This is a genomic window from Streptomyces mangrovisoli (genome assembly GCF_000974985.2).
Lineage (GTDB): Bacteria > Actinomycetota > Actinomycetes > Streptomycetales > Streptomycetaceae > Streptomyces > Streptomyces mangrovisoli.
Window position 1 is genome coordinate 118,851 of sequence record NZ_LAVA02000064.1, and the last position, 18,483, is coordinate 137,333.

Annotated in this window: 17 protein-coding genes and 1 pseudogene; 14 read left to right on the forward strand and 4 right to left on the reverse strand. The window is 72.3% G+C overall.

What is annotated here, in order from left to right; all coding sequences use genetic code 11:
- The first annotated feature begins 44 nt into the window (after nucleotides 1–44).
- From WN71_RS25475 to WN71_RS25495, 5 genes are all read left to right on the forward strand, one after another.
- Nucleotides 45–1,820: a hypothetical protein gene (locus WN71_RS25475; RefSeq protein ID WP_046590117.1), complete on the forward strand. Its 1,776-nt coding sequence runs from the start codon at nucleotides 45–47 to the stop codon at nucleotides 1,818–1,820.
- Entirely contained in the window at nucleotides 1,817–2,263 is a 447-nt protein-coding gene (locus WN71_RS25480) for a hypothetical protein (RefSeq protein ID WP_046590119.1), read from the forward strand. Before WN71_RS25475 ends, WN71_RS25480 begins: the two co-directional genes overlap by 4 nt.
- Nucleotides 2,260–2,820, forward strand: coding sequence for a hypothetical protein (locus tag WN71_RS25485; protein ID WP_046590121.1), 561 nt, complete (start codon nucleotides 2,260–2,262; stop codon nucleotides 2,818–2,820). Before WN71_RS25480 ends, WN71_RS25485 begins: the two co-directional genes overlap by 4 nt.
- 126 nt (nucleotides 2,821–2,946) lie before the next feature.
- On the forward strand, nucleotides 2,947–4,512 hold the full coding sequence (locus tag WN71_RS25490) for an AAA family ATPase (protein WP_046590123.1): 1,566 nt from the start codon (nucleotides 2,947–2,949) through the stop codon (nucleotides 4,510–4,512).
- A gap of 96 nt (nucleotides 4,513–4,608) precedes the next feature.
- Complete coding sequence (locus tag WN71_RS25495) at nucleotides 4,609–5,247, forward strand: hypothetical protein (protein WP_046590126.1); 639 nt, start codon at nucleotides 4,609–4,611, stop codon at nucleotides 5,245–5,247.
- 21 nt (nucleotides 5,248–5,268) lie between these two features.
- Here the strand turns inward: WN71_RS25495 and WN71_RS25500 are convergent, their stop codons facing one another.
- The 4 genes from WN71_RS25500 to WN71_RS25515 form a co-directional block, all read right to left on the reverse strand.
- Complete coding sequence (locus tag WN71_RS25500) at nucleotides 5,269–6,561, reverse strand: hypothetical protein (RefSeq protein WP_046590128.1); 1,293 nt, start codon at nucleotides 6,559–6,561, stop codon at nucleotides 5,269–5,271.
- 146 nt (nucleotides 6,562–6,707) lie between these two features.
- Nucleotides 6,708–7,229: a SigE family RNA polymerase sigma factor gene (locus WN71_RS25505; RefSeq protein ID WP_046590130.1), complete on the reverse strand. Its 522-nt coding sequence runs from the start codon at nucleotides 7,227–7,229 to the stop codon at nucleotides 6,708–6,710.
- 132 nt (nucleotides 7,230–7,361) lie between these two features.
- Nucleotides 7,362–8,618, reverse strand: coding sequence for a DUF1266 domain-containing protein (locus WN71_RS25510; protein WP_046590132.1), 1,257 nt, complete (start codon nucleotides 8,616–8,618; stop codon nucleotides 7,362–7,364).
- Nucleotides 8,619–8,752: 134 nt separating this feature from the next.
- On the reverse strand, nucleotides 8,753–10,480 hold the full coding sequence (locus WN71_RS25515) for a chitinase (protein WP_046590165.1): 1,728 nt from the start codon (nucleotides 10,478–10,480) through the stop codon (nucleotides 8,753–8,755).
- 502 nt (nucleotides 10,481–10,982) lie between these two features.
- Here WN71_RS25515 and WN71_RS25520 point away from each other — a divergent pair.
- From WN71_RS25520 to WN71_RS42885, 9 genes and pseudogenes are all read left to right on the forward strand, one after another.
- A complete protein-coding gene (locus WN71_RS25520; RefSeq protein ID WP_046590134.1) occupies nucleotides 10,983–11,921 on the forward strand; it encodes a hypothetical protein in 939 nt (312 codons plus the stop codon).
- Nucleotides 11,922–12,015: 94 nt separating this feature from the next.
- Nucleotides 12,016–12,720: a Flp pilus assembly protein CpaB gene (gene cpaB / locus WN71_RS25525; RefSeq protein ID WP_046590136.1), complete on the forward strand. Its 705-nt coding sequence runs from the start codon at nucleotides 12,016–12,018 to the stop codon at nucleotides 12,718–12,720.
- 10 nt (nucleotides 12,721–12,730) lie between these two features.
- Nucleotides 12,731–13,987 (forward strand): CpaE/TadZ family protein, encoded by a 1,257-nt coding sequence (locus WN71_RS25530; RefSeq protein ID WP_046590139.1) that lies wholly within the window; start codon nucleotides 12,731–12,733, stop codon nucleotides 13,985–13,987.
- Entirely contained in the window at nucleotides 13,984–14,385 is a 402-nt protein-coding gene (locus WN71_RS25535; protein ID WP_046590141.1) for a TadE/TadG family type IV pilus assembly protein, read from the forward strand. Before WN71_RS25530 ends, WN71_RS25535 begins: the two co-directional genes overlap by 4 nt.
- Nucleotide 14,386: 1 nt before the next feature.
- A complete protein-coding gene (locus WN71_RS25540; protein WP_046590142.1) occupies nucleotides 14,387–14,761 on the forward strand; it encodes a TadE/TadG family type IV pilus assembly protein in 375 nt (124 codons plus the stop codon).
- A gap of 97 nt (nucleotides 14,762–14,858) precedes the next feature.
- Nucleotides 14,859–16,196 (forward strand): TadA family conjugal transfer-associated ATPase, encoded by a 1,338-nt coding sequence (locus tag WN71_RS25545; protein ID WP_046590143.1) that lies wholly within the window; start codon nucleotides 14,859–14,861, stop codon nucleotides 16,194–16,196.
- Nucleotides 16,197–16,211: 15 nt separating this feature from the next.
- Nucleotides 16,212–17,156 (forward strand): type II secretion system F family protein, encoded by a 945-nt coding sequence (locus WN71_RS25550; RefSeq protein WP_046590145.1) that lies wholly within the window; start codon nucleotides 16,212–16,214, stop codon nucleotides 17,154–17,156.
- 31 nt (nucleotides 17,157–17,187) lie between these two features.
- Nucleotides 17,188–18,075 carry a DUF5936 domain-containing protein gene (locus WN71_RS25555; RefSeq protein ID WP_046590147.1) on the forward strand — a complete coding sequence of 296 codons (888 nt, stop codon included), beginning with the start codon at nucleotides 17,188–17,190 and terminating at the stop codon, nucleotides 18,073–18,075.
- Between the two features lie 20 nt (nucleotides 18,076–18,095).
- Nucleotides 18,096–18,483, forward strand: a pseudogene (locus WN71_RS42885) (two-component sensor histidine kinase); the annotation flags it as partial.

Here is an 18,483-nt window from a genome sequence, read left to right on the forward strand (position 1 = left end):
CGTCACGCCCGCCCGAACACGCAGCACGTGAACGGAGTTTCCGCATGGCCGAGATCGACCACCACCTGCGCAGTCAGGTCGCCGCGGTGCAAGGGCTGGTCATCCAAGTAGCCGAAAAGGTCGGCTCGGTGTCCGGTCAGGTCGCCACGGTCGAGGCGAACCAGCAGCAGGCCCGCACCGAACTCCAGCAGTTGCGCCACGACTTCCTCGCCTTCGTCAAGAAGGCCGAGGCCACGGCCAACGTGCAGCGCGCCGAGACCAGGATCGGCGTCATCGAGGACCGCATCGACCACGAGTTCGGCCACCACAAGGTCGTCCGCCGCTCCTCGGTCGGCCTGCTCCAGGCGTTCGACGTCGGACTGGTCACCGAGGAGACCGTCCGCTCGGTCAGCGAGCAGCTGATGATCCAGACGCCCCGCTACTGGCTGGCCCCCGCCCTGGTCGCGCTCAGCGCCTGGTCCGCCGACGATCCCGGCCTGTGCGACCGCGCCGTCGAGGAGGCGTTCCGCCGCTCGAAGGACCGCACCTCGCTGTTCTTCGCACTGGTGCTGCGCCGCCAGGACCGCAAGGAGTCCGCGGTGCGCTGGCTGCGCCACTACCTCCTCGCACAGGAACCGGCCGCCCTCGGCCGCGAGTTCGCGGTCATCCTGGAGGCCATCGCGCAGGGCGCCTTCGGGCCCGTCGGCCGCGACCTGCTGGACCGGACCCTCGCCGAGTGGCGTGCGCGGCTGATGGACAGCCCCGAGACACAGGCCAAGCAGGTCGAGCGGTGGCGGGTCGAGATCGACTCGCTGCGGGTGCCCCGGCCGAAGGCCGAGTTCCCGGGCCTGGCCGAGCTGTCCCCGCAGTGGCCCACCCTCGAACGCGTGCTGGCCGCCGCCCGCGCCCAGCAGCCCCTGCTGGACAAGTACCAGGCGATCCTGGACCGGGAGTTCGAGCCCACCGACCGCCTTGAGGACGCCATCGACGACATCCTCGACCTGCTGGTCGACGAGTGCGACGAGGAAGAACTGCCGCTCTACCGGGACCTCGCCTTCCACCAGGCGGTCGTCGATCACGACGGCGACCTCGACGCCGCGCGCCACGCCGCCGACGCCAACGCGGCGTCGTACGAGAAGACCCTCGACTATCTGACCGTGCAGACGACCGCGGCGCTCGACCCGGCGGCCATCGGGGTCTCCGAGGCCACCCGTCGGCTGGCCGTGGCCGCCTGCCACGACTGGTTCCGGCAGGCGCACGCCGGGTACACCCGCGACTACCGCGCGGCCGTACCGCAGGACGTGGAGGCGAAGTTCGGCACCTCCCACTCGGTGGGCGCGCAGAACTTCCGGCTGCCGCCCTGGCACGGCACGTTCACCAAGCCGCTGGCCACGCTGGAGAAGTCCCTCGGCGACCACTGGGACCGGCACATGGATCCGTTCATCGAATCGCTGGCGTTCCCGCTGGTCAAGAAGGTTGCCCCGCTCGTCGCCGTCGTGGCGTGCATCCTGCTGTTCTTCTCCCAGGTCTCCGTGGGCTTCGCGCTCGTCGCCGCCGCGGCCGTCGCCGGCGTCTGGGGACTGATCCTCCACAACGGCGCCCGGGTCGCCGGGCGCAATCAGGAGGCCGCGCGCCGGCTCCTGCAGCGCGCCAAGACCGACTCGCTGCACAAGCTGCGCGCCGCCTCGGCCGAACTGACCGACTGGTACGCGAAGTTCCGCACGGCCGACCAGATCGAGGCGCAGGTCCGCGAGCTGATCGGCACCCTGCCCACGGCCACCGACGGCGCCTCGCCGTTCGAGGGCCGGACCGTACGCAAGGAGGAGGGCTCGCCGCGATGAGCACCCCGAACACCCCGCCGCGCAACGGCGACGCCCCGCAGCCCGACCTCTGGCGCTCCCTCGGGTCGCCCGCCTCCGCCGCCGCGCCCGCCTCCGCCCCGGCCCCCGCGACCCAGCGGCCCGCGATGGGCGGCGGTCTGCTCAGATCCGCCGACCCGGCCGCCTGGACGGTTCCGGCCCAGCCCACGGCGCCGCCACGCAGCGCCCCGCCGGCCGGCCCAGGCGGCGCCTCCCCGGCGACCGCGGGCGGCGCGCAGGCCCCCTCGCCCTCGCCCTGGGCCGCGGGCGGCGGCGCACCCACGCCCTCCCCCTGGGCCGCCACGGCACGGCCGCGGCAGGAGCGCAGGACCAGCCGGCAGCGCCAGGTCGTCGAGGGACTGCCCGACTGGGAGCCGCTGCCGCCCGGCGAAACCGTCGTGCGCAGACCGGGCGCCGCGACATGACCGGTCTGTGGGCCGACGGCGGCCCCTACCAGGCGTGGGTCGACCACCTGCGCCGCTGGGCGGCCCTCGAACCCGTCGACCCGGCGGCGCTGCCCCCGCTCACCCAGGAGCAGTTCGACGCCGACACCTGGGCCCGGCTCACCGCGCACCTCACCGGCGCGCTCACCGCGCGTCTCGTCGCCTGGGCCGACGCCATGGTGCGGGCGCTCGCCCAGGCCCACGACGAGTTCTCCTACGGCCGTGAACTCGCCCAGGCCCGTACCGGGCTGCACACCGTGCGCGCCCTCGCCGCCCACCCGGGCCTGCCCGCGTCCCTGCGCGAGCGGCTGACCGCGCTGGTCGACGAGCAGATCCCGCAGGTCCAGGCCCAGTTGGAGCGGGGCCTGGAGGAGGAGGCCCGGCGCGGCACGGACCCCCGGCGGGTGGAGGCCCGCCGCCGCACCCTGCGCGACAACGCCCTCACCGCCACCCTCGGCGCGCCGCCGCCCCCGGCGCCCGGGCAGCCCTGGGCGTACGACCCCGCGGCGCCCCCGAGGCGCCGCATCCTGCCCGGCTGAGCCGCCCGCCGCGTCCCGCCCGTCCGCCGCGTCCCGCCGAGCCGCTCGCTTCCGGTGGGGGCCGGCGGCCGAGCCGCCCGCCCGACCGCGCCCCGCCCCTTCCCCGATCGAAGGCCGTACCCCGACATGTCGAACTACGCCGAGAGCCTCGCCCACCTCGACAGCTACATCTCCGCCCGCGTCCCGGTCATCGCCATGCGGACCATCGAGCAGCAGCGCGCCCTCCGGCTCCTGCGCGAGGCGGCCACCCAGTCGCGGCGCAGCAGCATGCCGTTCTGGATCTACACCCGGGCCACCGGACTGCGCGACCTGCGCAGCAACACGCCCGTCCAGGACGACCGTTCGCTGACCGGCGCGATGGACTTCGCCGCCGCGCAGTTCGGCAGCCGCGCCAACGCCACCGTGGTCTTCGTCGACCCCGACGAGCTGGAGTCGGACACCCCGGTCACCCGGCACTTCGCGGAACTCGCCCGGCTCGCCGACAGCAACATGGGCAGCATCGCGCTGATCACCGACACGCCCATCTGGAGCGGGCTCCAGCGCCTCGGCATGAGCCTGCGCCTGGACCTGCCCGACTCCGACGAGATGTACGGCATCCTCAGCGGCTTCCTCGGCGACCACCACAACCACATCCCCATCGAGTGGACCGAGGAGGACGCCCGCCGGGCCGCCGAGTTCCTCAGCGGTGTCACCGAGGCCGAGTGCGTCAACCTGATGGCGACCATCGCCGCGAAGGGCGCGATCCGCAAGGAGGACGTCCTCGGCCTCGCCCAGGCCAAGGACCGCATCTTCAGCGACCTGACCGGCCTGGAGCGGGTCCAGCTGCGGCAGAGCGACTACTCCGTCGGCGGGCTCAGCGGGCTGCGCGCCTGGCTGGAGCGCAAGCACGACATGATCTCCCGCGACCTCAGGCACACCGCGCTGCGCCCGCCGCGCGGGGTGCTGCTCGTCGGCGTGCCCGGCTGCGGCAAGTCGCTGTCCGCCAAGGCCATCGCGCACGAGTGGCGGCTGCCGCTGTACCGGCTCGACATGGCCAGCATCCACGGCAAGTACCTCGGCGAGTCCGAGGGCCGCTTCCGCGAGGCGCTCGCCATGGCCGACCGGGTGGCGCCGTGCGTGCTGTGGATCGACGAGATCGAGAAGGGCCTCGCGGGCCGCGACGACATGTCCGGCGTCCCGCAGCGCATCATCGGGCAGTTCCTCTACTGGCTCCAGGAGTCCGAGTCCCGCGCCTTCGTCGTCGCCACCGCCAACGACATCCGCAGCCTGCCGCCCGAGCTGCTGCGCAAGGGCCGCTTCGACGAGCTGTTCTTCGTCGACCTGCCCGACGCGCAGGACCGCAAGGAGATCATCGGCATCTACTACCGCCGCTACCTCCAGACCGAGCCCGACGCCGAGCAGGTGGACCGGCTGGTCGACCTTTCGGAGGGGTTCGCGGGCTCCGACATCGAGGCCGCGCTGCACGACGTGGCCGAGGAGGCGGTGCGCCGGGGCGGCGCGGATCAGCTCAAGGACTCGTACGTCATGGACACGTTCGCCCAGGTGCGCCCGCTCAGCGTGAGCAACCCGGAGCAGATCGAGGAGATCCGCGCCTGGGGCCGCGAGCGGGCGGTCCCGGCGGGCCGCGGCGCGGTGACGCCGGCACCGGGCGACGGCAGCCGCACGCGCCGGATCGTGTTCATGGACGAGTGAGACCGCCCCGGCCGCCGCAGGGCTGTGACGTGGGTGAAGCAGGGTGATGGCTGGGCTGACTGGTTACGGCACAGGATCGTCGTCCATACTGCCGCCGTGGAGCAGCGCATAGGATCGAGCAGCCAGCCCCTGGGGGGCGCCGGATTCGACCCGGCCTTCATCCCCGGGCTCACCGCACCCGTGTCCGCGGAGCCGGAGGGGTCCGAGGACACGGAGCAGCCGGCCGACGAGGCCGACCTCGAGGCGAAGTCCGTGGAGGGCGAGCCCTCTGCCGAGGACGCCTCCGACGGCTCCGCGGAGGACGCCGCCGACGAGGGGTCCGGGAAGCCGGCCGACGACGAGACCGGGGACGACGCGTCCGCGGCCGACGACGCCTCGGACGAGGACGCCTCGGACGAGGACGCCTCGGACGAGGACGCGTCGGACGAGGACGCGTCGGACGCCGACGAGGAGTCCGACGGCCCCGCCTTCGAGGCGGCGGACCGCCGCGCGAGGATCGAGGCCGACGCGACGGGCGTCCGGCTCCGCCTCGACGACCAGGCCTGCGAGTTCCGCTGGGACGAGATCGGCGCGGTCGAGACGGAGGCCCCCCGCTTCGGCAAGCGGTACACCATCACGGTCCACACCCCGGACAACCGTTGGTACCCGATCGAGATCGAGGCGGCGACCCGGGCCCGTTTCAAGGAGTGGGACGCGCAGCTGGACGCCGTCCTGGACGCCTACTTCGAGGAGTAGGGCGCCCGGCCGCGAGCACCCTCAGCCCGCCGAGAGCCACTGCGGGCTGAGGGCGATCGCCCGCAGCTGCTGCATCGTCAGCGCGGGCGCGGCGCGGGTGGCCGCGTCATGTTGCGTACCGGAGTTGAAGGCGCTGACGACGACCCGCCGCCCGTCCGTGCGCAGCGTGTCGACCGTCCACATCACCACCCCGGCGACGCCCTTGTCGCCCGGCCCCTGGTGCTGCGCGACCCGCGTGCCGTCCGCCAGCGTCTCGTCGCCGGACCCGAACAGATCCCCGGCGACATCGCTCATGTCCGGCTGCACGTTGATCTGCACGAGGCTGCGCCCCTTGCCGTCGTCGACGACGACATAGGCGTACGACCCCGCGTCGTCCTCGGACTTCCTGCTCCGCGTCACCACATGGACCCCCTTGGGCAGCAGCGCCGCGAGGGTGCCGACGATCGGCGCGCCGCCGCTCTCGGGCGCGGGCTCGGCGGCCTGGTGCGGGTCCTCGGGTACGGCGTCGGCGAGCGGCCGCCACGCGCGCGCGGCCACGAAGTCGGTCAACTGCGCTGCTGAAAGCGGCGGTTGCGACCGCGTGACGGGGGAGTCCTTCTCCTGGGCGGCGTTCCACTCGCTGACGGAGACATGCTGCCCGGTCGGGGTGACGAGGTCGGCGGTCCAGCGCTTCGTGTCCACCCGCCGGTCCGGGTACTCGTACCCCTGGAAGACCATGACCACCGAGCCGTCGGCGAGGCGGCGGCTGGTGCAGGCGTCGTACGGGATGGCGACCTTGTCCGGGCAGGTGACCGCCTGCCGGGCGTCCGTGCCGCCCGGCACCACCCGGTTGAGGCTGACGGAGATCCCGGCGGCGCCCTTGCCGTCGTCGTACACGACGGTGGCGTACGGGAATCCGGTGGGCTCCTCGTCGGAGCCGCGCGACCCGACGTGCGCGAAGGTGCCCTTGGGCAGCAGCTTCTCCAGTGTGCGCACCATGGCGGCACCGGTGACGGGCGCGGGGGAGGCGGTGGCGTGCGCGGTGCGGGGCGCGGCGCCGACGGACGCGGCCGCGGACGCGGGGCCGGAGCCGCCGTGCCACGGCACGAGCAGCGCCCCGCTCACCCCGGCCAGCGCGACCCCGGCGGCGCCGGCGACGACGGCGGCCCGGCGCCGCATCCGCATCCGGCGCCCGCGCGTGGTGCCGCCGGTGACGAGTGCGTGCCGGTCGGCGTCGTAGGCGTCCCCGGCCAGCCGCAGGGCCGCGCCGAGCCGCAACTCGTACTCGTCGAGCGGCTGTTCGCTCTCGTGGTGCTCTTCAGGACTTTCGGGCATGACGAACCACCGTTTCCGCGAGTTGGGTGAGCCGGAGCCGGAGCCGGAGCCGGAGCCGGAGCCGGAGCCGGAGCCGGAGCCGGAGCCGCCGGCGGCGGGGCGCCGGACGAAGGGGGCGAGAATCGTGGGGGAACCGGGTCGGCCGCTCAGGGCCGCGCGTAGGCGCCCAGTTCCTCGCCGAGCAGTTCCCTCAGCCGGGCGAGGGCGCGCACGCAGCGCGTACGGACCGCGGCGGAGCTGGCGTCGAGCACGTCGGCGGTCTGCGCGATGGAGCGGTCCTCCCAGTAGCGCAGGACCACGACGGCGCGGTCCTTGGGCGGGAGCCGCCCCAGCGCGTCGAGCAGGGTGAGCCGCAGCAGCGCGGAGTCGCCGCCGTCGGAGCCGTCGGCGGCGGGCAGGTCGGGGAACACGTCCGTGGCGCGCTCGGTGCTGCTGCGGCGGCGCTGGTGGGCGAGGAAGGTACGGGTGAGGACGGTCTGCGCGTAGCCGGCGGGGTTGCCGACGCGGCTGACGCGCGCCCAGCGGACGTAGAGCCGCCCCAGGGTCTCCTGGACGAGGTCCTCGGCGAGGTGGGTGTCCCCGGCGGCGAGCAGACAGGCCGACCGGTAGAGATGCCCGGCCCGCGCGGAGGCGAACTCCGCGTACTCGTCCGCGTGTTCCTGCCTCATACACCGCTCCCCGTCGCGTCGCACCCGCCACCGTGCCGATGCCCTCGACTGGTTGATGCGGTGGGACGGGCAAAATGTTTCAGCGTACGCACAGCGAACTGACGGCGGGTGCTCAGCAAGGCGCGGTCCGGCCTACCGGAACGGCAGGGTGCGCCAGGGGCTTTCCTTCTCGGACATCAGGATCCGGTGCGTCTCCAGGGCGCTCGTGTACCAGTCCCCGAACTCCTCGTCGTCGAAGTGCAGACAGCGGCCGAGGATGTAGCCGGCCGAGAAGTCCTGCCAGGACCGGTAGGAGCGGGCGGCGGCGAGACCCGCCTCGACGACGGCGGCCTCGGCCTGGCGCAGATCGCAGTAGCGGGCCCCGAGCCCCCAGCGCGCCATGCCGGAGGCGCGGCCGATGTCCCAGGCGTCCACCGAGCCGACGAACCGGTTCTCGGCGAGCAGCCCGTCGGCGCGGAACCGGGCCTCGTAGCGGGTGATCCGCCCGATGAGGTGCTGTACGCCCTTGACGCGGGCCTCGGTCTCGGCCTCGGGGACGGTGGGCGTGGTGGTGACGCCGTCGGCGGTGATGACGGTCTCGCCCTCGGCGCGCCGGCGCAGCACGCGGGCGGCGGCGTCGCGCCAGTACCCCGTCTCGACGTGGCCGCCGAAGTCACGGGCGATGGTCCGCCGCACCTGGAGCGCGAACTCCCAGACCGGGTTGGCCCCGTCGAGGGCGAGCAGCGCCCGCTGCTGGACCTGCCACTCGGCGGCGCTGCCGACGCCCCACCAGTCCTTGAGCGTCTTCCGCTCGGTGGGATAGCCGCGTCCGTGGTACGCCATCGCGTTCCACGGCAGCCCGCTGCGCACGAACAGCAGCGCCCCGCAGGCGAGTCCGTGCGCGACGGGCCCCTCCAGCGGGCCGCCGACCCGGAGCGTCCGCAGCCCGCTCCGGTACTCCGGGAACCCGGCCTCCTCCGAATACCGGGCCCACGCGGCCGAATGCGGCGGCGCGGACGGCAGGAAGGCCTCACAAGGGCTGCCGGGATTGACCACGACATACGGGGGATCACCGGCGGCCCACACCTTGGCGAACCACCCGAGCCGGTTCCAGTCGAAGACCCGGTGCGGTTCGGGCGGCGGCAGCATCCCCTCGGTGTACACCGCCCAGATGAGCCCGCCGGTCCGCGGATCGTGCCCGAACACCGGTGATGTCCCACTGGGTTCGGCGTCGACCCGCTCCCGCCGCACCTCGAAGTACACCCGCTGCCGGGCCAGCACCCCGAGATACCCACCCCAGTCGTCCCGCCCCCTGGCCTCGAACAGGGCCTGCTCGACCTCACTGGGCGCGGTCCATCCGCCCCCCGAGGTGTCCGTGGGGGACCCGGCAGACGACGACCCGACCGACATGCTCCAACCCCACCTGTAGACCGAACGACCGCCCAATCCTAAGCAGGCGTACATAAGTTCCGGCTGAGAGCCGTGACGGCCGACGCCCGGTCCGCCGGGGAAGGCGGGCCGGGCGTCGGGTGGGTGGGGTGGTGTTACGACATCGCGTGGACGTGGGCGCCCACCGTGGCGGACCACGTGCTGCCCGCCGACGCGTCCCAGTTCGTCGACCACGTCATCGCGCCGCGGAGGTCGGGGTACGTCGTCGAGGGCTTGAAGGAGCCGCAGTTGGTGCCCTTCGCCAGGCAGTCCAGGGCGTTGTCCACGACCGTCGGGGAGACGTAGCCGCTGCCCGCCGCGCTGGTGGAGGCGGGGACGCCGAGGCCCACCTGGGACGGGGAGAGGCCGCCCTGGAGCTGGATGCAGGCGAGGGCGGTGAGGAAGTCCACCGAGCCCTGGCTGTAGACCTTGCCGTCGCAGCCCAGCATCGAACCGCTGTTGTAGAACTGGGTGTTGACGACCGTCAGGATGTCCTTGATGTTCAGGGCCGTCTGGAAGTAGGAGCCCGAGGTGGACTGCATGTCGATGGTCTGGGGGGCCATCGTGATGACGAGGGACGAGCCGGCCTTCGTGGAGAGCGAGCGCAGCGCCTGCGACATGTAGGTGGCGTTGAGACCGTTCTCCAGGTCGATGTCGACGCCGTCGAAGCCGTACGTCTGCATGAGCGAGTACACCGAGTTCGCGAAGTTCGTCGCGGAGGTGGAGTCGGTCACCGACACCGTGCCGTTCTGGCCGCCGACCGAGATGATCACCTTCTTGCCCGCCGCGTGCTTCGCCGCGATGTCGGACTTGAACTGGTCGACCGTGTAGCCGTTCAGGCCCGCAGAGTCCAGGGTGAAGCTGACCGCGCCCGGCGTCGACGTCGCGTCGGCGAAGGCGACCGCGATGATGTCGTACTGCGACGACACGTCCGAGATCTTCTGGACCGTCGCCCCGTTGTTGAAGTTCTGCCAGTAGCCGGTCACGGCGTGCTTGGGCAGCGTGGTGCTGCCGCCGCCCCCGCCGGAGGTGGCCGCCGTCGTCCCGGTCACGGCCGACGACTTCGCCGACTCACCGGCCGAGTTGGTCGCGGTGACCTGGAAGGAGTACGACGTCGAGGCGGACAGGCCGGTCACCGTCGCCGAAGTCCCGGTCACCGCGGTCACCTTGGTGCCGTCGCGGTAGACGTTGTAGCCGGTCGCGCCGGAGACCGCGGACCAGGAGAGGGAGACCGAGGACGACGTGGTGGAGGCCACCGCGAGGCCGGTCGGGGCGGCCGGGACCGTCGGGGTGGTGTCGCCGCCACCGCCACCGTCGGGGCCGTAGACCGACACGTCGTCGGCGTAGTAGGTGGGCTGGCCGTACCAGCCGTGCGTGTACACCGTGACGGAGGTCGTGGACGCGCCCGTCGTGAAGGACGTCGTGAGCTGCTGCCACGAGGTCGCGCTCGGCGTCCACGTCGACACGTCCGTGGTGCCCGTGCCGGTCACGCCGAGATAGACGTAGCTGCCCTGGACCCACGCGCTCAGCGAGTACGTCGAGCTGGGCTTGACCGCCACCGTCTGGCTGCACTGCGCGTTGTCCTGGCCGGCCGGGGTGGCCTGGAGCGCCGCCGCGCCGCCGTGCACGGGGGAGGAGACCGTCGAGCCGCTGCCCGACGTGCACGTCCAGTTGCTCAGGCCGGACTCGAATCCGGCGTTCTTCACGTTGTTGACGTCCGCGGCCGAGGCGGTGCCGGTACCGGCGAAACACAGCGCCATGGCCGCGGCCACGGCCCCCGACCAGAGCCGGGTCGTCCGTATCAGCCGTCTTCTGCGAGGGGAGATGCCTGGTACGCGGTCCAGGTCCACTGGGGCCTCCGGTGGGGGTGAAAGGGGGAGGGAGGGACTCGCTACGGTGGCCACCGTTGTGCCCATAAGGTGGTCCAGACCAATTGCGATGTCAAGAGGTCCAGACCAACTCACAGGCCCCGCGCCGCCGTTACGTCCCGGCTCCGCCGACTTGTCCCGCCGCGAGGTCTCCCGCGCCCCGACGCGCCGCGCCGCGCGGCTCAGTGCGCGCGCCCCGGAGGGAGTAGCCGCCGTCCGGGGCGGGAAGCGTGGGGCCGAGGACCTGAGGAGGACACCACGACGGCCGAATGCTCCGCCTGCCCCGGTTTGCCGCACCTTGTGCGACGCCAGTTGCCGTACAGCTACAAAAACGCTGTTCTCCGGTCACAGAGGCGTGGATACAGTGCTGAGGTAGTCACGCAGTGAAGTCGTCTCGGCCGACGGGAGTAACGCCGCACAGGAGTTAGCGCCACAAAGGGTGTTGACACCGCACGGGGGTGCCACCGGTGACCGACGGATGTGGAGCGGGGAGCTGCGCGTGCCAACTGCCATTGCTGTGACCAGCGCCGACATGGCGCTGCCGCCGCAGGACGAGCGGACCATGCCCGCGGCCGTCCTCCATGAACTGGACCGACGGCCGCTCGACCAGACGGTCGCCGATGTCCAGACCCTGCTCGACCTGCACGGACACCTGATCGTCGTGTGCTCGCAGGCCGTGCCCGAGGGGGTGGCGAGCCGGCTGCACACCATCCGCTCCCTGCTGGAGAGCGACCGGATCGCCCTCTTCCAGCCGGACCTTCCGCCCCTCGGACTCGCGGTCCTCGCGCGGCAGTTGCGGCAGCTCGCGTCCTGCGACCTCAGCCCCGGCGTGCTCGCCTCCGCCGGCCGCCTGCTCACCCACTACGTCCACTGCGGCGCGGTCCTCGGCTCGGTCACCCGCCTCGACCGGGTCCCGGTCGGACTGCGCCAGCACGCCAAGTCCTGGGTGCCGGGCACCCAGTTCGGCGTGATCGCCCACCCGCAGCCGCAGTTGGTGCGCATCGGCCCCGAAGCCACCCTCGCCGGACCGGAGTTCGGCACCTGGATGCTGGTCGCCAAGGGGCAGTCGCCCAGCGACTGGGTGGGCGGCACCCTCGCCCAGGCGTGGAACGTGCTCGGCCTGCGCGAGTGCCCGCTGCCCGCGGAGTCCGCGCAGTGGTGGGGCACCTCGCGGCTGGTCGAGTTCTGCACCTACCTGCCCGACCTGTCGGTCCTCTATCAACTGGTCACCTCCGTACGGCAGAGCGTGTGCCACTGGTGCGGCATCGACGTCATCGGCGACCGCTGCGTCTTCTGCTCCGCCACCCCGCCGGCGCACGACGACCCCGCCCCGCGCGCCGTACCGCCCGCACGCCGCCCCCGGGCACTCGAAAGCCGCAGCTCACGCCGGTACGAGAACCGATCGCCCGCCGGATGAGTCCTGAACCACACCGGGCGCGTGCCGCTCAGCGCTCCCCGCTCAGACCCTTCGTCTCCGCTCGACCGATATCCCCAATGAGGTTGTACGGTTCATGAACTCCCGTCAGCGCCGCGGCGTGATACTCCTGATCCTCTCCGTGCTCTGCGCCCTCGGCGCGTTCGCCGGAGTCCTCTCCGTCATCAGTGACGTGAAGTCCAAAGTGGGCCCGGAGGTCACCGCCTACCAGCTCAAGACCGACGTCGCGCCCTACACGACGCTGAACACGGGCCAGTTCGAGAAGGTCGAGATGCCCAAGCGGTGGCTGTCGGCCAACGCGGTCACCGATCTGAAGCAGATCCAGGGCAAGATCGCGGTGACCAACCTGCGCAAGGGCTCGCTGCTCCAGACCGACATGATCGTCGACCAGCCCGCCCTGAAGGCGGGCGAGCAGGAGGTCGCGATCATGATCGACGCGGCCACCGGGGTGGCCGGCAAGATCAACCCCGGGGACACGGTCAACGTCTACGCCACCTTCCAGGGCAAGCGGGACACCGACCCCGACGAGTCGAAGATCATCGTGACCAACGCCCGGGTCCTCGACGTCGGCAAGCTGACCTCCCTCGAACCCGACGACAAGAACAACCAGCAGCCCACGGACGCGGTTCCCATCACCTTCGCGCTCTCCACGCTCGACGCCCAGCGCCTCACCTACGCCGAGTCGTTCGCCCAGCGGGTCCGGCTGGCGCTCGTCGCGCCCGGCAGCTCCACCACCGTGCCGGACAAGGACCGTACGTACGAAATCGCGACGGACAAGTGAGAGGCCCGCAATGCCCACGAGGATCCTCCCGGCAGTCGGCGACGTGGACGCGGTCCGCTCCATCACCACCCTGCTCAGCCAGCTCCCGGACGCCGAACCGGTGGCCCCCGTCGTCGACTCCACCCAGCTCGTCGACACCCTCGCCCGGCTCGCCGCCGAGTCCGTCGACGAACTGCCCGAAGTCGTGGTCGTGCACGAGCGGATCGGCCCCGTCCCCGCCCTCGAACTGATCCGCGAGGTCGCCCTGCGCTTCCCCGCGGTCGGCGTCATCCTCGTGACCTCCGACGCGAGCCCCGGCCTCTTCTCCGCCGCCATGGACTCCGGCGCCCGCGGCCTGGTCGCCCTGCCGCTCAGCTACGAGGAACTCGCCAGCCGGGTGCAGGCCGTCTCCCAGTGGTCGGTGGGCGTACGGCGCCATCTGGGCCACGGCGGCGACGTGTTCACCGGCGCCGGCGGCACCGTCGTCACCGTCAGCGGCGCCAAGGGCGGCGTCGGCGCCACCCTCACCGCCATCCAACTCGCCCTCGCCGCGCAGGCGTCGGGCCGCTCCACCGCCCTCGTCGACATGGACCTCCAGACCGGCGACATCGCCTCCTACCTCGACATCCAGTTCCGCCGCTCGGTCGTCGACCTGGCCGCCATCACCGACATCTCGCCCCGCGTCCTCGCCGACGCGGTCTTCCGCCACGACACCGGTGTCGCCCTGCTGCTCGCGCCCGGCGAGGGCGAACGCGGCGAGGAGGTCACCGACCGCGCCGCCCGCCAGATCACCAGCGCCCTGCGCTCCCGCTACGAGGTCGTCGTCGTCGACTGCGGGGCCCAGCTGACCGGCGCGAGCGCGGCCGCCGTCGAGATGGCGGACACGGCCCTGCTGCTGACCACGCCCGACGTGCTGGCCGTACGCGCCGCCAAGCGCACCGTGCGGATGTGGGACCGGCTCCAGATCCGCAAGGCCGAGGAGACGACCGTCGTCGTCAACCGGCACACCCGCGCCACCGAGATCCAGCCGCCGCTGATCCAGCGCATCACCGGAACGCCCGTGGCCCGCACGGCCGTTCCCGCCAACTTCAAGGAACTCCAGGGTGCCGTCGACTCCGGCCGCATCCACCAACTCGACAACAAGAGCGTCGTCAAGCAGGCCCTGTGGACCCTCGCGGGCGAACTGGGACTGGTCACGGCCCCCGACGGCGCCCAGCGCGGCGGCCGGCTGCGAGGTGGCGACCGGGGGTCGGTGAGTTTCCGGCGGCGCAGGGAGGGCGGGGGATGAAACGCCTGACGCGGGGGACCGCACGCCTGCGAGGTGACCGGGGCCAGGTGACCATCGAGTTCCTCGGCATGACACCGCTGATCATCCTCACCCTGGTGCTGGTGTGGCAGTGCGTGCTCGTGGGCTACGCCTACACGCTCGCGGGCAACGCGGCCGACGAGGGCGTACGCGCCGCCACGGCCGCCGCCCGGGGCGAGCGCTACGACGTCTGCCGGCAGGCCGCCCTCGAGGACCTGTCCGGCGCCTGGCGCAGCGGGGCCGACGTCACGCAGTGCGGCGGCACCGGCTATGTGACGGCGGACGTGGCGATCAAGGTGCCCGTCCTCTTCCCGGGCTCCATCGACTTCCCCTTCACCGTGCACGGGCACGCCGGGGCTGTGGAGGAGGAGAAGAACTGACATGGGCTTCCTACGAAGGCTCCGCGAGCCCCTCGCGCCCGGCCGCGCCCACCGCGACCGCGGACAGGTCGCCATCGAGTACCTCGGCTTCGTCCCGATCCTGCTGCTGGTCGCGCTCGCGGGCATCCAGCTCGGAGCGGTGGCCTACGCCGCCCAGCAGGCCGGGACCGCCGCCCGGGCCGGGGCGCGCGCGGCGTCGCTCGGGCAGGACGCGCAGCAGGCGTGCGCCGCGGCCGTCAGCAGCACGATGCAGGTGACGTGCGCCGCGGGGGCGGGCGCGGACACGGTCACCGTCACCGCCACCGTCCACATACCCACCGTCGTGTGGAACCTGGGGGACGCGCGCAGGACCGCCACCATGCCACGGGACCACTGACTGAGGACGACCACTGACCGAGGACGACCACTGACCGAGGACGACGACTGACCGAGGACCGAGCACTGATGACCGAGCACCGAGGAGCACTCACGTCATGAGCCTGCGGGCACGCATCAACTCCCCCGAGGAGCACGGCAGCAAGGGCGCGGACGGCCATCTCGTCGCCTCGTACCGGGCCAAGCTGCTCGAGGAGATCGACCTCGCCGAGATGAGCTCCCTCGCGGCCGCCGAGCGCAGAGCGCGCCTGGAGCGGGTGCTCGGGCACATCATCAGCCGTGAGGGCCCGGTGCTGTCCACCGCCGAGCGCTCGCAGCTGATCCGCCGCGTGGTCGACGAGGCGCTCGGCCTCGGCATCCTGGAACCGCTCCTGGAGGACGCGTCCATCACCGAGATCATGGTGAACGGCCCCGACGCGATCTTCGTCGAACGCGGCGGGCGGGTCGAGCAGCTGCCGATGCGGTTCGCCTCCCACGACCAGCTGATGCAGACCATCGAGCGGATCGTGTCGACCGTCAACCGCCGTGTGGACGAATCGAATCCGATGGTCGACGCCCGCCTCCCGTCCGGCGAGCGCGTCAACGTGATCATCCCGCCGCTGTCCCTGACCGGCGCCACGCTCACCATCCGCCGCTTCCCGCGCTCCTTCACCCTCCAGGAGATGATCGGCCTCGGCTCGCTCGACGAGCACATGCTGTTCCTGCTGGCCGGCCTGGTGCAGGCGAAGTTCAACATCATCGTCTCGGGCGCCACCGGCACCGGGAAGACGACCCTGCTCAACGCCCTGTCCGGGCTGATCCCGGAGCGCGAGCGGATCATCACCATCGAGGACTCCGCCGAACTCCAGTTGCAGCAGTCGCACGTCATCCGCCTGGAGTCGCGGCCCCCGAACGTCGAGGGCAAGGGCCAGATCACCATTCGCGACCTGGTGCGCAACTCCCTGCGGATGCGGCCCGACCGGATCGTCGTCGGCGAGGTCCGCGGCGGCGAGTCGCTCGACATGCTCCAGGCGATGTCGACCGGTCACGACGGCTCCCTCGCCACCGTCCACGCCAACAGCGCCGAGGACGCGCTGATGCGGCTGCAGACCCTCGCCTCCATGTCGGACGTCGAGGTCCCCTTCGTGGCCCTGCACGACCAGATCAACAGTGCCGTCGACGTGATCATCCAGCTCACCCGGTTCGCCGACGGCGCCCGCCGGATCACCGAGGTCGCGATGCTGGACAGCCACGGCGGGGAGCCGTACCGGCTGGTCACGATCGCCCGCTTCGACGCGCAGCCCATGACCCCCGACGGCCGCATCCACGGCGCCTTCCACTACTTCCCGCTCACCCGCCGCACCGCCGACCGCCTCTACATGGCGAACCAGCCCATCCCGCAGGCGTTCGGCGTCGCCCAGTCCGCACACCAGCTCGCCACCCGAGAAGCCAGGTAGGTAGGGACCGTCCCCATGGATCTGCACACCCTCGTCCAGCTCACCACCGGTGTCACGCTGCTGACGTGCGTCCTGGCCGTCGTGGGCCTGCACACCTACGCGCGCGGACGGGCTCAGCGGGCGGCCCTCGTGGAACGCCTCTCGCACACCGGGCAGATCCCGATCGGCGGCCGCAGGCGCCGCTTCCGCGGCCTCGACCGGCGGCTGCGCGGCACGAACGCGGGCCGCAAGCTCGAACTGAAGCTCGCCGCCACCGGCCTGGACCTCACACCCGGCGAGTTCTTCGTCTACATGCTGGCGGCGGTCGTCGGCCTGTGGCTGATCGGCCAGGCCTCCCTGGCCCCCTTCTTCGGCCCCATCGCCGGACTGCTCGGTGTCTGGGCGGCCTGGCAGTTCCTGAACTGGCAGCGCCAGAAGCGCATCGAGAAGTTCATCAACCAACTCCCGGAACTGGCCCGCATCCTGGCCAACGCCACCCAGGCCGGACTCGCGCTGCGCACAGCGATCGGCATGGCCGCGGAGGAGCTGGAAGCCCCCGCGGGCGAGGAACTGACCAAGGTGACCAACCAGTTGGCGGTCGGGCACTCCATCGACGACGCGCTCGGCGAACTCGCCGACCGGCTGCCCTCGCGCGAACTCGTCGTCCTCGTCACCACCCTCGTCCTGTCCAACCGGGCCGGCGGACAGGTGGTGGGCGCGCTGCGCAACCTCACCGAGACGCTGGAGGAACGCAAGGAGACCCGGCGCGAGGTCCGCACCCAGCTCTCCCAGGTCAACATGACCTCCTACGCCGTCCCCGTGCTCGGCATCGGCTCCCTGTTCCTGATGAACGGCGTCAAGGACGGCGCCCTGGACCGGATGACCGGATCACCCGTCGGACAGGCCTGCGTGGTCATCGCCTTCGGCCTCTACGCCATCGGCTTCGTGCTCATCCGCCGCATGTCCCGCATCGACGTCTGAACCACCGCACCCCGAAAGGAGGAAACCACGCATGGCACTCGTCCTCGCCCTCGTCATGGCCCTCGGCGTCTACGGCGCCTTCGCCGGCCTGCGCATGTACCGCGCGGACACGAAGCTCCCCAGCGACCTGGCGCTCGCCCTGGAGGTGGGCGCCACCCGCACCGGCGCCGTCTACTCGCTCGTCGACCGCCTCGGCATGCGCTACGCGCCCATGGTGCTGCGGATGATGGGCCCGAAGATGGTGGCCCGCTACCGCCGCAAGATCGACCTCGCGGGCAACCCCGGCGGCCTCACCATCGACCGCTACGCCGCCCGCCGCGCCGTCTACGGGTTCCTCGGCGGCGTCGGCGGACTGGTGATGCTGCTGAAGGGCAACTACCTGGTCGCCGTCCTGCTGTTCGCGTTCGGCGCGTTCTGGACCGAGGTCGGCATCTGGTCCGCGATCCGCATCCGCAAGGACGTCATCGAGCGGACCCTGCCGGACTTCCTCGACGTCCTCGCCGTCGTGGTCAGCGCGGGCCTCGGCTTCCGCCAGGCCCTCGACCGCGTCGCCTCCCGCTACGAGGGCCCCTGGGCCGACGAACTGCGCATCACCCTGCGCCAGATGGACCTCGGCATGAGCCGCCGCCAGGCCTTCGCGGAGCTGCGCCGCCGCAACGACTCCGAACAGGTCGCCATGTTCGTCACCGCCCTCCAGCAGGGCGAGGAGCTCGGCGCCCCCATCGTCGACACGCTGGTCTCGCTGGCCAAGGACATGCGCCGCACCGACGCGCAGAACGCCCGCCGCAAGGCCGCGCGCGCCGTGCCCCGGGCCACGCTGATGATCACCACCTTCATGGTCCCGGCCACGATGCTGCTGCTCGGCGCGGGCCTGCTGCTCGGCTCCGGCACCGACTTCGGCACGATCACGGGCAAGTAGCGGGAGGCGGGTGAGCGTTCATGACGACGACCAGGGAATTCACCGGGCTGCTGTGGCGCCGCCCCAAGCACCCGGAGATCACCACACCCCCGGCGGGCACGGTCCTGCCGGACCATGTCCGCACCGGGGCACCGGACATCCCCGTCACCTCGGTGACACCGGCGCTGCCGCCGGGGTGGACCCGGGCGGACGGCCGTACGGCGGCGACGGGACCGACGGCGGCGACGGGACCGACGGCGGCGACGGCACTGACGGCGCTGACGGGGGTGCCGCGGCAGGAGGGCGGCCGGGAGGCCGTGGAGCCGTCACCCGCCGCGGCACCCGGGGGACGGCCGTCCACCCCTGCCGTGGTGCCCGCGCCGGCGCCCGGTACGGCACCCCGTGACATCCCCCCGCCCCCCGCCGCAC

What these genes read in the sequence shown, in the direction of transcription:
- WN71_RS25535 (WP_046590141.1), top strand. Translation starts at nt 13,984, where the DNA reads ATGAAACGCCTGACGCGGGGGACCGCACGCCTGCGAGGTGACCGGGGC.
- cpaB (WP_046590136.1), top strand. Translation starts at nt 12,016, where the DNA reads ATGAACTCCCGTCAGCGCCGCGGCGTGATACTCCTGATCCTCTCCGTG.
- WN71_RS25555 (WP_046590147.1), top strand. Translation starts at nt 17,188, where the DNA reads ATGGCACTCGTCCTCGCCCTCGTCATGGCCCTCGGCGTCTACGGCGCC.
- WN71_RS25500 (WP_046590128.1), bottom strand. Translation starts at nt 6,561, where the DNA reads ATGCCCGAAAGTCCTGAAGAGCACCACGAGAGCGAACAGCCGCTCGAC.
- WN71_RS25520 (WP_046590134.1), top strand. Translation starts at nt 10,983, where the DNA reads ATGTGGAGCGGGGAGCTGCGCGTGCCAACTGCCATTGCTGTGACCAGC.
- WN71_RS25545 (WP_046590143.1), top strand. Translation starts at nt 14,859, where the DNA reads ATGAGCCTGCGGGCACGCATCAACTCCCCCGAGGAGCACGGCAGCAAG.
- WN71_RS25510 (WP_046590132.1), bottom strand. Translation starts at nt 8,618, where the DNA reads ATGTCGGTCGGGTCGTCGTCTGCCGGGTCCCCCACGGACACCTCGGGG.
- WN71_RS25505 (WP_046590130.1), bottom strand. Translation starts at nt 7,229, where the DNA reads ATGAGGCAGGAACACGCGGACGAGTACGCGGAGTTCGCCTCCGCGCGG.
- WN71_RS25550 (WP_046590145.1), top strand. Translation starts at nt 16,212, where the DNA reads ATGGATCTGCACACCCTCGTCCAGCTCACCACCGGTGTCACGCTGCTG.
- WN71_RS25485 (WP_046590121.1), top strand. Translation starts at nt 2,260, where the DNA reads ATGACCGGTCTGTGGGCCGACGGCGGCCCCTACCAGGCGTGGGTCGAC.
- WN71_RS25540 (WP_046590142.1), top strand. Translation starts at nt 14,387, where the DNA reads ATGGGCTTCCTACGAAGGCTCCGCGAGCCCCTCGCGCCCGGCCGCGCC.
- WN71_RS25490 (WP_046590123.1), top strand. Translation starts at nt 2,947, where the DNA reads ATGTCGAACTACGCCGAGAGCCTCGCCCACCTCGACAGCTACATCTCC.
- WN71_RS25475 (WP_046590117.1), top strand. Translation starts at nt 45, where the DNA reads ATGGCCGAGATCGACCACCACCTGCGCAGTCAGGTCGCCGCGGTGCAA.
- WN71_RS25530 (WP_046590139.1), top strand. Translation starts at nt 12,731, where the DNA reads ATGCCCACGAGGATCCTCCCGGCAGTCGGCGACGTGGACGCGGTCCGC.
- WN71_RS25480 (WP_046590119.1), top strand. Translation starts at nt 1,817, where the DNA reads ATGAGCACCCCGAACACCCCGCCGCGCAACGGCGACGCCCCGCAGCCC.